10 protein-coding genes are annotated in these 14641 nt (G+C 37.8%); 1 reads left to right on the top strand and 9 read right to left on the bottom strand.

Translation table 11 applies throughout. From position 1 onward, the window contains the following. Positions 1-4: 4 nt before the first annotated feature. The 9 genes from GYM62_RS12470 to GYM62_RS12430 all read right to left on the bottom strand — a co-directional run bounded on the left by GYM62_RS12470 (position 5) and on the right by GYM62_RS12430 (position 12274). Positions 5-1048: a serine hydrolase gene (locus tag GYM62_RS12470; protein WP_219956649.1), complete on the bottom strand. Its 1044-nt coding sequence runs from the start codon at positions 1046-1048 to the stop codon at positions 5-7. Between the two features lie 76 nt (positions 1049-1124). Beyond that, on the bottom strand, positions 1125-2252 hold the full coding sequence (locus GYM62_RS12465; RefSeq protein ID WP_219956648.1) for a DUF4221 family protein: 1128 nt from the start codon (positions 2250-2252) through the stop codon (positions 1125-1127). 266 nt (positions 2253-2518) lie between these two features. Next, positions 2519-2866 (bottom strand): hypothetical protein, encoded by a 348-nt coding sequence (locus GYM62_RS12460; RefSeq protein WP_219956647.1) that lies wholly within the window; start codon positions 2864-2866, stop codon positions 2519-2521. A gap of 161 nt (positions 2867-3027) precedes the next feature. After that, positions 3028-3354, bottom strand: coding sequence for a hypothetical protein (locus tag GYM62_RS12455; RefSeq protein WP_219956646.1), 327 nt, complete (start codon positions 3352-3354; stop codon positions 3028-3030). Between the two features lie 75 nt (positions 3355-3429). Beyond that, positions 3430-4701 carry an NDP-hexose 2,3-dehydratase family protein gene (locus GYM62_RS12450; protein WP_219956645.1) on the bottom strand — a complete coding sequence of 424 codons (1272 nt, stop codon included), beginning with the start codon at positions 4699-4701 and terminating at the stop codon, positions 3430-3432. After that, a complete protein-coding gene (locus GYM62_RS12445; RefSeq protein WP_219956644.1) occupies positions 4664-5635 on the bottom strand; it encodes a glycosyltransferase 61 family protein in 972 nt (323 codons plus the stop codon). Before GYM62_RS12445 ends, GYM62_RS12450 begins: the two co-directional genes overlap by 38 nt. Next, positions 5632-8772, bottom strand: a complete 3141-nt coding sequence (locus tag GYM62_RS12440) for a glycosyl hydrolase (protein WP_219956643.1) — start codon at positions 8770-8772, stop codon at positions 5632-5634. Before GYM62_RS12440 ends, GYM62_RS12445 begins: the two co-directional genes overlap by 4 nt. Before the next feature lie 731 nt (positions 8773-9503). After that, positions 9504-10910 carry a DUF6600 domain-containing protein gene (locus GYM62_RS12435; protein WP_219956642.1) on the bottom strand — a complete coding sequence of 469 codons (1407 nt, stop codon included), beginning with the start codon at positions 10908-10910 and terminating at the stop codon, positions 9504-9506. Positions 10911-11272: 362 nt separating this feature from the next. Further along, complete coding sequence (locus GYM62_RS12430) at positions 11273-12274, bottom strand: Gfo/Idh/MocA family protein (RefSeq protein ID WP_219956641.1); 1002 nt, start codon at positions 12272-12274, stop codon at positions 11273-11275. Between the two features lie 535 nt (positions 12275-12809). Between GYM62_RS12430 and GYM62_RS12425 the strand changes: the two genes are divergently transcribed. Further along, positions 12810-14633 carry a hypothetical protein gene (locus GYM62_RS12425; protein WP_219956640.1) on the top strand — a complete coding sequence of 608 codons (1824 nt, stop codon included), beginning with the start codon at positions 12810-12812 and terminating at the stop codon, positions 14631-14633. The last annotated feature ends 8 nt before the right edge of the window (positions 14634-14641 follow it).

The following is a 14641-nucleotide window of genomic DNA, read 5'->3' as shown; positions in this document are numbered from 1 at the left end:
AAAATCAATCTTGTTGATTTTGCAGGATTTTAACTATCCTATTATAGATAAGTTCAGTAATTGTCCAAGTATCCCCTCCGCTGGTGTTTACGAACTGAATTATTACGGCATCTAAATTTGGGTGAAATTTGGCAATGCTGGAATATCCGGGTAAAAGGCCTGTATGCTCGTAAGCATATAAAGAAGAATAGATTTCCTTTTCCTCTGAGGAAAAAAGACTTCCATCATTCAGTATTCTCAGAAATTTTCCAACATCTTCGATAGTTGCAATCATGGAACCTCCCGGATTGGTGAAGTCATTCATCTTAATATCTGGTTCGTAGCCAACAAAATATCCACTTACTACATCATCTGAATTAACCTCTCCAAGTAGACTAAATGTATTATTAAGGCCATTTGGCTCCAATAATTCTTCTCGAATAAATTGATGATGGCTATAGCCCAATACTTGGTCAATAATTTCTCCAATCAATAAATAATTGGTATTTGAGTAGCTATATTCCTCATTTGGAGCAAACTCTGAAGGTTTATTATATACAAACTTCAAAGCTTCATCATTTGGAGGAGGATTCCCCCAAGGATAGTCAGGATGATCACTGTAATTGGGGATGCCACTTCTGTGCTGAACCAACATTCTTAAACTTATTTTGTCGGAATTTTCAATTTTTCCGGCTAGTTCAGGTAGGTAATCCTGCAAGGATTTATCCAAAGATAACTTCTCATGATGCACCAATTTCGTGACGGCAGCTGCTATGTAGAGCTTGCTGATGCTGGCTATTTTAAAGTAATCCTGTGAATGTATAGGTTCTTTTTTCTCCCGATTTCTATATCCTGCCGAGTAAATTATTGGCTCTTTTTCAGACTGATCTATATAAACCATAATTCCATCCAAACCGAAATTGAGAGCATCATCGACTTGGTCTTGGATTGTTTCCGGTAATGGAGATAACCAAAGCCAAAGGATGGTCCATGGAACAAAAAAAATCAAGGAAGCTAATCCTAATAGAGGCATTCCTATCTGAAAAATACGTTTTACAGATTTCTTCATAAGCACTGAGTGCAAGATAGAAATGATAGGTAAAAAGGGAAAATATCAAGTGAATTATACCTAATGCTTGATTTTTCTACCGATTCACCTCGATCAACTGAAATCTCATAAAATCCTCTGATAATTCAGGGTTTTCAGGATGATCGGTAGATATCCAAATTCCTTCATTGGTTCCGAAAATGTATTGCCCGTTATATTGATTTGGCTCCAAAGTGATTTCTCCAACCTTTTTATAATCAGTATCCAGAAACACCAAGCCCCATTGAGAAGCTAAAAAGGTGGCATCTGCGGTGCTTTCCGGAATGTCTTCAAATTTCGCCACCCGAACGAGCAATTCTTGTTCTGGCAAATAAAATAGATCAGTGTAGATATCTACATTGTTGATCATCTTCATGATTTCATTCATGTCCTCAAACATGTTAGACATAGAAGAGGTGGTTGGCTCCTCTGGAAATTCGGAATGAGCTGCCGAATGAGCTTGAACTTCCCCATTTTTCACTTGGTATAAGTTTCGGAAATTCAAATTGATCACTGGCTCCTGATCAGGTCCGAGTGATAGGATAGGGAAGATTGCTTTGTTTAGATTATTTCCCACAAACTCCTCAGGGAAATAACTCACTGGGGTAAATGATCCAGCTAAACTATCAAATTTGAGAAGGTTCGGTATTTTGGTCAATTCCTCCGGGCTCAAAGAAGTCCATTCGAAAACCAAAGGAAAGGCTGCAAAATAAATTCCATCATTAGCGATAGTGAAAATATTGGAAAAGAGGCTCACTCCATCTTTCTCTAAATCTCCGGTATCCATTTGAATTTTTTGAAGAATTTTACCATTTCCGTCAATTTTAAAAAGGGTGTTTGTACCGGCAGTTAAATAGATTTCATCTAGGCTTTTTGCAAAGAATCCTGCTACAAACTTTCCGATCCCATTTGGTCCCTCTTGCTCAAGCTGGATTGTCTTGATTAGTGATCCATCTGCCTTGGAGTAGATGAGAACTTGAAATGATTTATAATCAAAAAACAGGAGATATTGATCCTCCACTGATTGAAAGGCATGATTGAAGTGGCCAACCCCAATAGGTAGGGGGAGGGTCTTGATTGTATTAGTGATGCTTAATTGGATCTCAGATTGAGATTCTGATTTATCAGCTGAATTACATCCAAAAAGGAGAAATAAAAGTCCAGAGAATAGGATTAGTTTCTTCATAAAATATCTTTAAACTATTAAGATAATAGAAGATTTAAGAAAAATTAGAAGGCTGGCTAATTTTTTGGTTTTAAGAAAGTAGAAATATTCTAAAGATGATTTGATTACACCCTTCAAACCAGTAAGTAAATAGCTCGGTGAATAATCAATCTAGGGGTGCAATAAACTTGAGTTGACTTTATCCTGAAGAAGAATTTCAATCTATTAGGCAAGTTAAATATCGCCCTTTCAAGACTTCTGATATAAAGATGGTTTATAATCCTATTTCAGTTGAAATCTATTACCTCTGCCTTTGCAGAAATGGTCTTTTCTGGCGTTCGATAAGTAAAAAAAGTTTCCTCTCCTGCCTTAAGAAATGGTATATGTTTACCTGTAACATCTTGACTTTTTGAAAATTGCAAAGTGTCAATCTCAAGAATCGCCCTATTAGCTGAATAATAGGTGATCTCACAAGAGATTGAGTTAATATCTTGTTCCATGTTGTTTTCAACTGTGAATAGGACCAAGTTTCCTCGAAATTCTTTGAACTTGACTTCTATTGGATCACTGCTACAGGAAAGTAATCCTGGCCCAATGAAAAAACTAATTAGTATGATTCCCAACTTTGATTTCATACTCTTTGATTTTGATAAACGGTAAGAAAAAAGTAATTGTTTTTTACTTAAATGTCAATTTTAGCAATTGCCTAATTTATTATGTGTTAAGGATTTAATATTGATGCTGAATAATTTTTGACTTTAATATTCGGTAACCGATTAACGGGAGCTTTTATTTTTTAACTAGAAAAAAATCCCCATACAGTGACAATGAGAAGAATGATACAAAAGAATAATACTCCAACCCAGGCAGGTTGGTGGTAGCGATGTTTCCAATTATTTCTGAAAGAAGGGATAATAAAAGCCAGTCCGACGAATATCAATCCAAATACAAAAGCACCAATGCAATTTTCTAAAATGCCTATCAGTCCCTGAACTGAAAAGAACCCGTGCTCAGCAGATTCTCCTGAATACTTTCTCACGATCCTCCATCCCAGATATTCCACTAGGCTCATCACTAGAAGAGTGATAACTCCCATCCAAATAAGGTGACTCTTGTATTTCAAAGGATTTGAATTTTATGGATAAAATTAAACTCAGTATTTTAATTCTATTTCAGAACCCTTACTACTCCAAGCAGATTAATCTCCAAACGCTTTTGGTTGCAATAAATCAAGTGCTATAGAAGCGGCACAGCGCAATTGAAAACTGCAATAATTGGATTGTTTTAAGTAGAACACTAAAGAGTCAACGCTGGTCCAAATAAAATCATCTGTTAAATTGAAGTCATTGATTTCTATCAATTGATACTCGCTGTCGTTTTGAAAAAATCTTCCCCCTTCATCGCATTGAATTATTTTTCTTTTTAACCTTCCATTGGTTATTGGTTTACTAGAATTTGGATTTTCAGGACTTGACATATAGGTTGGGTAAAATGCAAACTCAGTTGAGATTCCCCATTCATGATCTTTTTTGATTAAAAATTCAATACTATCACCCATTACTCTGTAGGCTAATTGAATTAAACCTTGGCTCGGTAATTTATATAAAGGTTGAGACCAAGCTTTTACTTCTCTATTTGTTGCTGAAAAATGAAAAAATCCGATCGTCGGAAGTGCTGGGTTTAATGCACTTATTCCATTTTTAGTAGTATTCCAATTTTCCAATTGATCTACAGGAATCATTTTGTAATTCCCTAATGTGTAATTATTAGGCTGATCAATTTCAATTTTTTTTCTATCCTTTTTATCCTCCATCAATAGGCTGTCCCAGTCAAAAACAGCTAAAAGAGATCTAAGGTCTGCGTTTAAAAAATTATCTTTTAATAAGACTCCCTTAATTGCTTTTAAAGAAGCCCAAACCATATTTTCTTTGGTTTCAATTAAATCTTCGGAGAGTAGGTAGTGATGAGTTTTACTTTTTTGGAAATATTTGGAACCTAGGTCATGCTGCATGGAGTGGGTAATAAGATTACATCCAGGTACAAAACTTGTAAAATACTCAATGTAGGCAGTTGCTTTCCCGCCATGAAGTCTCAGGTAATTTGCAGGTGTACTTTGGATAGTAGGGCCAAATTGAATTACTCCGGTATTTCCAGGTTCTACACGCGCTTGAAGTAAAACGTATATTTCATTTTGTTGTCTTGAAATTATCAAACCTGTTAATGCACTTTGGGGCTGATATAGCATTAATTTTTGATCATTCAGCCCGGTAGTGGTTTCCACACCTACAACTTGAAAAAAACCTTTAGACGAGTGAGATAATGCTCCGTCTGAAAAATTCCATTGATTTTGAGATTCAAAATCAATTTCCTTCAAATCAAACTCAGACCTTTCTTTCGTTTCATTTAAAAAATCGATTAAGGATTGTTTCGAATCAACAATGGTTAGGGGTCTTTGTATTTCTCGTTCCATTTAAAATAGATTTTATTGTTTCAAAGTTTAATCTTGGCGATTTCTCCCCATGATGGGGAATTTCATAAAATTGGTGACCACAACATCTTGCCAAAATAGGCTGAGCAGCTTTGTTAATGAGTCCACTACTAGCTTGCATTATAACGGTGGAGTTGCTTGGCATCCAAAACATGTTAAATAAATCTGCTCCTCTAATTCCAATCAATGTTTTTGAGCGATAATGTGCACTTATTTGTTCCTTTAAATTGTGGTCTCCAGAGGCAAAAATAAAAGGATTATAGGCTCTTTTTTCTAATTCCTGATATAGGGAATCGATACCTTGGAGTTGTCTTCTTTCAGAACCATAACCCTTAAGCCACCTTGTTTCAATAGATTTTTTTCCTAAGGTAGAGTTGGGAGGATCAGACCTTTTTAATATCAATGTATAAGCTCCACAAGTTTCTTTATCCGGTGAATCTGCCCAATCGATTAAGCTATTTCTTATGCTCATGATTTGGGACTCGTAAGCTTTTGGGAAGGTGCCAATAAGCTCTAAATAAACATCCCATCGAGGAATAATAATAGAATCTTTTTTTTCTAGAAATTCATGGAAAATAAATAATGAAGCTTTGGTGCCTCTGAGTTTTAATTCAAGTTTCAAAAGGCGCCTTTTTAGCTTTTCTCTGTAGGACTTCCAGTACTTTTTTGAAATCTCCAATTTCTTTTCAGATAGTTGTTTCATTTCGTAGGAAAATAAACTTTCCTTCAAAAATTCTTCAAGAATTCTATCCGTCATTGGGTTGCAACTATCAATAATCAGTTTTTTATCTTTTAAATATTCTGAGTTTTTTTCAAGCCAAACCAAAAACGGCAAAAAGAAACCTAACATGTAATGCCAATAATTGCCCAGATCACCACCTTTGGTAGGATCCGCTATTATCTTGATTTCCTTCATTTTACAAACAAAACCCCAATTCCATCTTCTTTGGCCTTTTGATTAAAGTCCTGAACAGCGCTATCAATCAATCTTTCCCCTTCAGCTTTCAAAGACTTCCATTGCTCCATCAATCGGGCATATTCTGCCTTGGTTCCTTCATTTACTTTCGGGATACTGCTCTCTCCATGGTTAAGCATAAATAGGAAGTTAGCTGTAAACTTATTCGGGAAGTTCTCCACGTCATCATATGCGGTGGATCTTCTCTGGATCATTTCTTCATCCCAAGCCTTCAATTCTTTGAGAAGGGTCTCTCCCGCAGCCTTGATTTCTTTATACTCAGCTTTTCCTTCCAATCTTTTCAATAAGGCAGCAAGCTGATCTTGATAGTCTTTAGCGGTGTTTAACATATTAAGCATAGTGCTTACCTCAGCTTCCAATTTGCTCATCCACTCATGATAAGCTTGGTAATCAGCCGCAGTAAGTTTATAGGCAGGAATATCCTTGATTTCAGCTTTGGCTTCCGAGCTCACACCCATTCCGCTCAAGCGAATGGTATACATGCCCGGAATAGCTTTGTGCCCTCGATAACTTGACTCAATATAAGCTCCCGGGATTCCAGGCATTGTTGGATGACGCAAATCCCAAACAAAGCGATTCAATCCTTTTCTGGTTGAAATGGTGGGTTCCAGTGGTGGTCCACCAGCCCAGCTTTTTGTCTCGGGATTTCTTTTTGAAGAAATTTTCCGAACCAAATTGCCTTTTGCATCCAGAATTTCCAAGGTCATCTCAGTAGAATCTGTCGCTGATTCTGGCAGTGAATAATGGATGATCATTCCATTTGCAGGATTAATTCCTTCAAAGGGATGAGTGCCTGTAAACTCATCCAAGTTCCCTCCATTCATACTGGAATACCAGTTTCCTAAAAGTGCATTTTCAGGAGTGTAGAGTGTGGGTTGATCTACCTTTTCTTTTACTTCCCGTACCACATTCAACTCGTCTAAAATCCAGAATGAACGTCCTGAGGTTGCTACAATCAAATCATCATGCGCTACTTTCAAGTCAGTGATTGGGGTGACAGGTAGATTCAACTGAAATGAAGTCCAGTTTGCTCCTCCGTCTCTGGAAATGTAAACCCCTTGCTCTGTTCCCGCATAAAGCAGACCTTTCTTTTTGCTGTCTTCTCGAACTACTCGTGTGAATGCTCCATATGGAATTCCTTTAGAAATATTGGTCCAGGTCTTTCCGTAATCTGTGGTTTTATAAATCGCCGGAGTGTAATCATTGAATTTATAGCGGGTAGTGGCAATATAGGCCGTAGCAGGATCATGGGGAGACACTTCAATAGCATTGATCAAAGTCTCCTGCAATCCCTTTGGAGTTACATTGGTCCAAGTTTTTCCGCCATCTCTAGTAAGGTGCACCAGTCCGTCATCGCTTCCTGTCCAGATTACTCCAGCTTCATGTGGGCTTTCCATGACATAGGCAATCGTGCCATAATTTTCAGCTCCCACAGCTTCATTGGTATAGGGCACTCCCGGAGTGCCTTGCTTTTCTTTTTCATTCTTCGTCAAATCGGGAGATACTTCTGTCCAAGTTTGTCCCATATCCTGGGTCTTCAACAAGACCTGAGAAGCATGGTAAAAAGTATTTGGTTCATGTTGAGACCAGATTATAGGTGCGTTCCAATTGAAGCGGTATTTCATGTCTTTGGCATCCATCCCCAAGTATTGGATGGGAGCCGCCATGATATTGGTTGATCCTTGGGTTTCCATGTCCAAAACTTCGATAGTTCCCTGATAGCTACCGCCTAATACATAGCGGGGATTATCAGGATCGAATGCTAAAAATGCAGATTCACCACCTGCCGAATAGTTCCAGTTTTCACGCGAAATTCCACTTCTCCCCAAAGCCATACTGGAAATCACAACAGAAGTATTGTCCTGTTGGCCTCCATAAATTCTATAAGGGAATTGATTGTCGGTATTGATCCTGTAAAACTGGGCGGTTGGCATATTATCTTGAGTGGACCAGGTTTTTCCACCATCAAAGGAAATAGAACCTCCTCCATCATCAGCCAAAATCATGTTTTTGGAATTTTTGGGATTGAACCATAAATCATGGTAGTCTCCATGAGCCCCGTCTACTGCCTCAAAGCTTTTACCCCCATCGTATGACATGAGCATCGGAGCACTTTGCACCCAAACCGTATTTTCATCATTGGGATCTGCGAAAACTTCAATGTAATACCAAGCACGTTGGGTTAAACGATTGTCCTTATTGACCAGCTCCCAGCTTTCACCTGCATCATTGGAAACAAACAGTCCCCCCAAGTCTTTGTAGGTGTCACTTTCAACCAAAGCATACACTTTATTGGAATTGGCTCTGGAAACTGAAACGGCCATTTTACCTTTTTCCTTTGGTAATCCATTTTCAATTTTTTTCCAGGTTTTTCCTGCATCTGAAGATTTATACATGCCTGAACCCGGTCCGCCTGAAATCACCTGCCAAGGTTTGCGTTGGTGCTCCCACATGGCGGCATAAAGCACCTCCGGAGTATTCATGTCCATGGAAAGTTCCACCGCTCCGGTTTTAGTATCTACAAAAAGTACTTTTTCCCAAGTCTCTCCGCCATTGACAGATTTATAAACCCCTCTCTCAGGGTTTGGTGCATTCAAAGCACCCTGAGCTGCTACATAGACAATATCTGGATTGCTTGGGTGAATTTGGATTCTGGAGATATGTTCTGTCTTTTCCAGTCCGAGTTTTTTCCAAGTTTTTCCGGCATCCGTGGATTTATATACTCCATCACCGTAGGAAGTCATGACTCCTCTGGGCGCATGTTCGCCCATTCCTACATAGACGATATTTGGGTTGGATTCTGAAACGGCAATGGCTCCAACAGATCCTGTTGAAAAGTATCCGTCAGAAATATTGACCCAATGCTGACCAGCATCACTGGTTTTCCAGACACCACCACCCGTGGTTCCAAAATAATAGGTCAATGGATCACCGACTACCCCAGTGGCAGTAACTGAACGGCCACCCCGAAAAGGCCCTATATTTCGGTATTTGATGGGGATGGAAGAATCATAAATGCTTTGTGCAGGGCTTTCAAAAACTAAAAAGATCAATAAAACAAATAGATATTTTTTCATATTGGAATTGGTGAATTCAATCCAAAAGATAGAAAAAATATAGCTTTTCTAGTCTGTTGAAATAAAAGAGGCTATGGTAAGCCACATTTTTTTAGTGTTGGTCTTAAAGTTTCTTCGGAATTTCAAATTGAGAAATGACAATAATAGGGCTTAAAAGCAAGACTTTTGGTATTAATATAAGGTTGAAAAAACCATTTTGAAATTTAGTTAATAGAGAATTTGACTACTTGACGATGCTTCAGCAAGAGATTAACAATGACAGATTTAATGAAATTTCAAAAAATGTGAAATACTCCTAATTAGATTTTTTATACTTAGTATAGTGTTGCTAAAATGAGCATATCCTGCTTCAAATGAGTGTTTTGCTTTTTTCCTCTTTATTCTTTTGCCTTGAAGCAAAAGAATCAAAAATTCAAGACGCAGCAAAGCTCCAACAGCACAAGGCCGGACGCTGGCCCGCTGCTGCGTCAGCCCACCCGCCCTAATAAATTAAGTTTTGTGCTCCAAAAATGGTTTATACATGGGGAATGATCAGGCATATGCTATTGTTAAATGGCCCTTTCAGATACTTTTATACCCTCGAAGAATATTTATGACATCTTGATAGCAATCAATTCTTAGCATAATAAACGAAGTCGAAACCTATTCCTAAATATGGAAAACATTTCGACTTCGCTCAATTCAACAAATTAACCTTATGAGGCGGGCTCAATAACTTTATTCACTCTCTCTCAATTATTCCTAGAATTTCCTCTAGATGAGCTTCCTCTTGTACTTCCTGAAGAAGATCTGTTGGAGGAAGACCTGGACTCTACTTTTGCCCCTGTGCTTTTGGTATTGGAGCTAGGTCTTTGAACCCTTGAACCGGCAGGACTTGAGTTGCTTCTACTTGGGGCACTTGAGCGTGTATTCACTTGCGGAGTACTTCTTCTCGAGGCATCAGGCCTTACTGACTCTTGTCTGCTAGGTGCTGGTTGAGTTCTCACATTGGATTGTCTACTAGGCTGAGTTCTGACATCAGACTGTCTGCTAGGTGCTGAAGGCCTTCTGACATCTGCCTCTCTAGAGGTATTTGGAGAACTACGAACTTCACCTTGTCTCGAAGGAGCAGGGGAGCTGCCTCTTCTATTTTCTTGATAAGGTCTCATCTCGAAGTTTGCATCTCTACCTCTGCTCGGCTCGGCAGTTCTTACCCTGCTATCATTCGAGCTTCTAGAAGGGCTACTTTCATAGCGGGAGTTTTGTCCTCCTCTAGAAGGATAGGCAGATCTCTCATCTGATCTTATTTCTGAATTTCTTCCACCTACATTTGCCGTACCTGCGCTTCTGGTGCTTCTCACCTGATCAGGACTTGATACTCTGGAGGGTCTTGCGTCCACAATTCTGCCTCTTGAAGAAGCTTGCAGATCAGGTCTGTAGATATCTACTGAATTTCTGGATACAGAAGCTCTTCCTGGGTTACTGCTTTGTCTTACCTGATATACTGGAACTGTTCTTCTGATAGTTCTCTCTACCTCTCTTCTGCTAGGACCTGTGATATAGGTATTGTTATTATAAATTACCGTGTTGTTGATGATTTTGGTTCGGTTGATAATCTTAACCCTATGATTGTATGGCGCATAGTATCGGTAAGAATATCTGTCATAAATCCTGTTGCAAGGCAAGAAAACCCAATGATAAGTAGGAATGTTGATCCTTACATTGACAGAAAAAGCCGGACCTAATGGAGCCCAACCATAATAACCACCCCCACTTCTCCAACTTACCCAGGCCGGCCCCCAATCATAACCCGGTATCCAAGCCCAGCTTTGGAAGTAGTCATCGAAGTACCACCTTCCATAGTGAAATGGTGCCCAGCCCCAATCATAATAAGACACCCAGGTATTGCCATATTCAGTCATCACCCAATGGCCGTTGGTTCGGTAAGGATGAAAATCTCCCTGAACAGCAGGCAACCAAATGTATCCATGTCGGGCATCTTTGATCCAGTCTCCATAAGGCTGTAATTCATCATAGAATACCTGAAATGAAACTCCATTCCAATCTTCTGCTTTGGAAGGTTGAGTGAATAAGATCCCTAAGAATACTATTCCAGCGAGTATGGACCGGTGCCAGTAATTTGAGAGTAGCTTTTTCATTTGTTTGTGGTTTAAAGTGGGAAATCTGGATTTTCCGGCTGGTGATTTTTAATTTATAGATGCATCTTTCTCTGTAAAGGTTGCATTCTAATAGAAACTAAAATCAAGCCAATCTTTCGAACTTTCATGAAATTCCAAATGGTTTAATAGTATTATCGTAAAAAATTAATAGAAGGTTCGGTGGTAATATTTCATTTTAATCAAAAATACTTTTAAAAAATACATACTTATTTAAAAAAATTAAGTAATGATTATTTTTAGGGACAAAAGTTTTTCCAAAGCAAATAAGCTTCCAATAAAAACTAGCCTGAAAATGGACATTTTCTCAGAAATTGACATTGATAGAAAAAATTGAAATTTTTTTAGATTTTTTTTGAAGTCAAGTGATCCATTGCCCAGTTTGCTTTGGAGGCGGTAATTCCAGTGCTTGGGCAACTGCCTTTTCCAAGCAATTGCGATACAATGCTTTCTATGAGAGGTTGCTGAATATGCTTGGGTAGATCTACTTGATAGTGGTAAGGTTCTTTCCCGTCTTTAAAAACTGTGAACTCTCCTTTGCCAAAGGTTTCCACTTTGATTTGACCTTTGCTTCCATCTATGACGATTTCATCCTTTTCCGCGGACTTAGAGGTGGTAAAGCACCAGTTTCCGGTTCCCAAAACTCCGTTTTCAAAGGCAAAAGACCCGACAACAATATCCTCTGCTTCATAGGCTTGCGCTTGGTTGCTACAAAGCCCATTGGCAAAAATGATATCTCCAAAAAAGAAAGCCAGCAGGTCCAATTGATGGGAAGCCAAATCAAAGAAGTAGCCACCTCCCGATATTTCCGGTTGAATTCTCCAGTTGTTTTCCAACTGTGCAATAATTTCAGGCTCAACCACCTGTTTCATATTGATATGAACAGTGCGTATATCTCCAATATGTCCTACGTTTAGTAACTCTTTGATTTTGACAAAATGAGGGAGCGCTCTTCGATAATAGGCAACAAATAAAGGCACCTCATGCTTTTCACATACCTGGATCATTTCCAGACATTCTGCATAATTTCTGGCCATGGGTTTTTCCACATACACCGGTTTTCCGGCCTCTGCAGCCAATTTGCATAGTTCCAGGTGTACATTTGGAGGTGTGGCTATGTAGACTGCATTGACTTTGGGATCATGAATCAGTTGTTGCGCATCCGTATACCAAGTATCTATTCCATGCCTTTGGGCATAATCCTTCACTTTTTCTTCTGATCTGCGCATGACAGCTACTATCGTGCTATTTGGGATTTTGTCCATGGCAGGAGCTGATTTGACCTCACATACATCTCCAACTCCGATAATTCCCCAGCGAACTTCCGAATGATTAAACTTCTTCATGCTTAAAAATAGGGGGAGAAAAGGCTATTTAAAAATCAAAAAGCGTTTGGGTTGTTTTATTTAAAGGCCACCTCGGCAATCTACGACGGCCAAGTCGTCCGTCAGGTAATTCGTGCACCTTTTACACTGGCTTTTCGGGTAACACAGGAAGAAGATGGGACTTAATTCTCTTTAACAATTGTGTAAAATCCTTGAAAACTATTCGATTTTGAAAAAAAACTTTTCTTTTTTACTCGTCAACTATTTATGCTCCCAAATTTTATTTTGCTAAAACCATTGATTTTTGTAAAAATAAGTGGCTTCTATTTTTATTTGTTATGAAATTAATAATTATTATAAAAAATATGATAAAAATAATCTATAATTAGATTATTCTAATTTATTTATACAAAAAAGTCATTTTCAAATACTAATAATTGTTTTTTATATCAGAATAATATTTTGTTAAATAAAAAAAATTAAAAAAAAAATACCCTCTATAGGGTATTTTTTTTCGACTTTTTGATGATTTTATTTGGGAAAAGTCAATTAAACTATGAAAAACTTAATTTTTACTATTTTATTTTTAGCAATAGGATTGGAGGCTGTTGCTCAAGGGAATTCAAACGGAAATAATGGAAACGGTCAAACAAAGAAGGATTCCACGAAAAATGAAAAAGATCAAATATCAACACAAAACTATGCTCATATTCCTTTCAGTCCAGTAGAGCCATTCAGGAAAATGAAATCGCCACCTTCTCCTCAAATGGCCTCACTTGGGCAATTTGGGGAAATTCCTGTCAACCATTCAACTGGAATTGCAAATGTGACAATTCCGATTCATACAATAAATGTAAATGGGTATGAACATTCAATTAGTTTGAACTACCACGGTGGTGGAATAAAGGTAAATCAAGTTTCTTCAAATGTCGGACTTGGCTGGGCTTTAAATGCATCTGGCGTGCTGGCAACGACAGCAAATAAAATCGGAGGAGATTTTATTTATCTACCAACAAACTATACTTCATTTAATCCAAATACAAACCCCTCATCCTTTCCTGCTAGCAGAAATGATACCGATTATATGTGGGCACATGATGCATTGAATAACTGTTATGATACTGAACCTGATGTTATAAATTATAATTTCGGAATCTATTCAGGTGTTATGGTTCCTATTTATCAGGGATCTTATAGAGAAGTTCCTTACAAGGGGCTTTCGATTCAAAATAATGGTTCTTCATTTGTTATTTTTGACAAGGAAGGAACTAAATTTACTTTTGATGTAGAAGAGACAACATACATTCCACCAGGATGTCCGAATTCATTATATATGGCCACAGAGGGTTGTGTAAATGCTGGTATATATAATGACTCCTATTACTTATCAAAAATTGAGTCTAAGGAGGGAGGGATTATAAATTTCTTTTATGAAAATGAGTCTTATACTTACGCAGTAAACAGAACAGAGCAAAAGTATTCTTGGCTATTTGGTGGAGGCTGTGTCGCTGATTCCAATCTTCCAGATGTTCATTGTATTCAAGAAAGTACAGTTACCGGAAAAAGATTAATCAGAATAGAAACTTCAGAAAACGAGCAGATTTTATTTAAATATAAAACTGAGGCAACATCTGATGGTACTCGAGAAGATTTACCTGGATCAAAAGCTCTTCAGTTTATTGAAGTATTCAATATGGGTGAAGCTCTTCCATTAAAAAAAGTAGAATTAGTCACTTCTTATCATTTTGGGTCTGGATCAACAGGTCTTTATCATAATGTAGCTTGGGAAAAAAGGCTAAAGTTGGATCAAGTAATTTTTGATTCTGACCATAATTATTCTTTTTCTTATTTTGGAAATCTTGCTTCCCGACTTTCTTTTGACCAAGATTTTTACGGATATCATATTTACTCTTCTGTTTCAACTTTGACACCTTATAATGCAAATCATAATCCTAACGGTGCTGATAGATCTCCTAATCCTTCTAGGATAAACGCTGGTTTATTGGAAATAATCACTTTCCCAACTGGTGGATACAACAGGTTTGAATATGAACCGAATTGGGTCTTCTTTGGTAATTCAAATCAGCAAGGACCAGGAGTTAGAATCAAAAGAATAAGTTCTTATTCTGATTTAAACTCTCTAGTAAAATTTACTGATTACAAATATGTTCAAGAAAATGAATCTATCTCATCAGGCTTTATTGACAATTTGCAGTCTAGTGTCAACTTCATAGATGAACAATCTCAATGGCAACATGACAATGACACAGGTCCGTATAGATTAGATTGTAAATTTTATGTAGTCAGTAGTGATGATCAACTTTCTTCATTTATGGGAAGAACATATAACATAACTTATATAAGAGGGTTGAAGAAATAATAAATGAT

Origin of the sequence: Algoriphagus sp. NBT04N3 (assembly GCF_019443765.1) — a bacterium.
GTDB classification, from domain to species: Bacteria; Bacteroidota; Bacteroidia; order Cytophagales; family Cyclobacteriaceae; genus Algoriphagus; species Algoriphagus ornithinivorans.
This window is presented reverse-complemented; position numbering and strand designations above follow the sequence as displayed.

Excerpts from the sequence above, each read along its gene's own strand:
- GYM62_RS12460 (WP_219956647.1), bottom strand. The coding sequence starts at position 2,866 with ATGAAATCAAAGTTGGGAATCATACTAATTAGTTTTTTCATTGGGCCA.
- GYM62_RS12450 (WP_219956645.1), bottom strand. The coding sequence starts at position 4,701 with ATGGAACGAGAAATACAAAGACCCCTAACCATTGTTGATTCGAAACAA.
- GYM62_RS12430 (WP_219956641.1), bottom strand. The coding sequence starts at position 12,274 with ATGAAGAAGTTTAATCATTCGGAAGTTCGCTGGGGAATTATCGGAGTT.
- GYM62_RS12425 (WP_219956640.1), top strand. The coding sequence starts at position 12,810 with ATGAAAAACTTAATTTTTACTATTTTATTTTTAGCAATAGGATTGGAG.
- GYM62_RS12465 (WP_219956648.1), bottom strand. The coding sequence starts at position 2,252 with ATGAAGAAACTAATCCTATTCTCTGGACTTTTATTTCTCCTTTTTGGA.
- GYM62_RS12470 (WP_219956649.1), bottom strand. The coding sequence starts at position 1,048 with ATGAAGAAATCTGTAAAACGTATTTTTCAGATAGGAATGCCTCTATTA.
- GYM62_RS12440 (WP_219956643.1), bottom strand. The coding sequence starts at position 8,772 with ATGAAAAAATATCTATTTGTTTTATTGATCTTTTTAGTTTTTGAAAGC.
- GYM62_RS12445 (WP_219956644.1), bottom strand. The coding sequence starts at position 5,635 with ATGAAGGAAATCAAGATAATAGCGGATCCTACCAAAGGTGGTGATCTG.
- GYM62_RS12435 (WP_219956642.1), bottom strand. The coding sequence starts at position 10,910 with ATGAAAAAGCTACTCTCAAATTACTGGCACCGGTCCATACTCGCTGGA.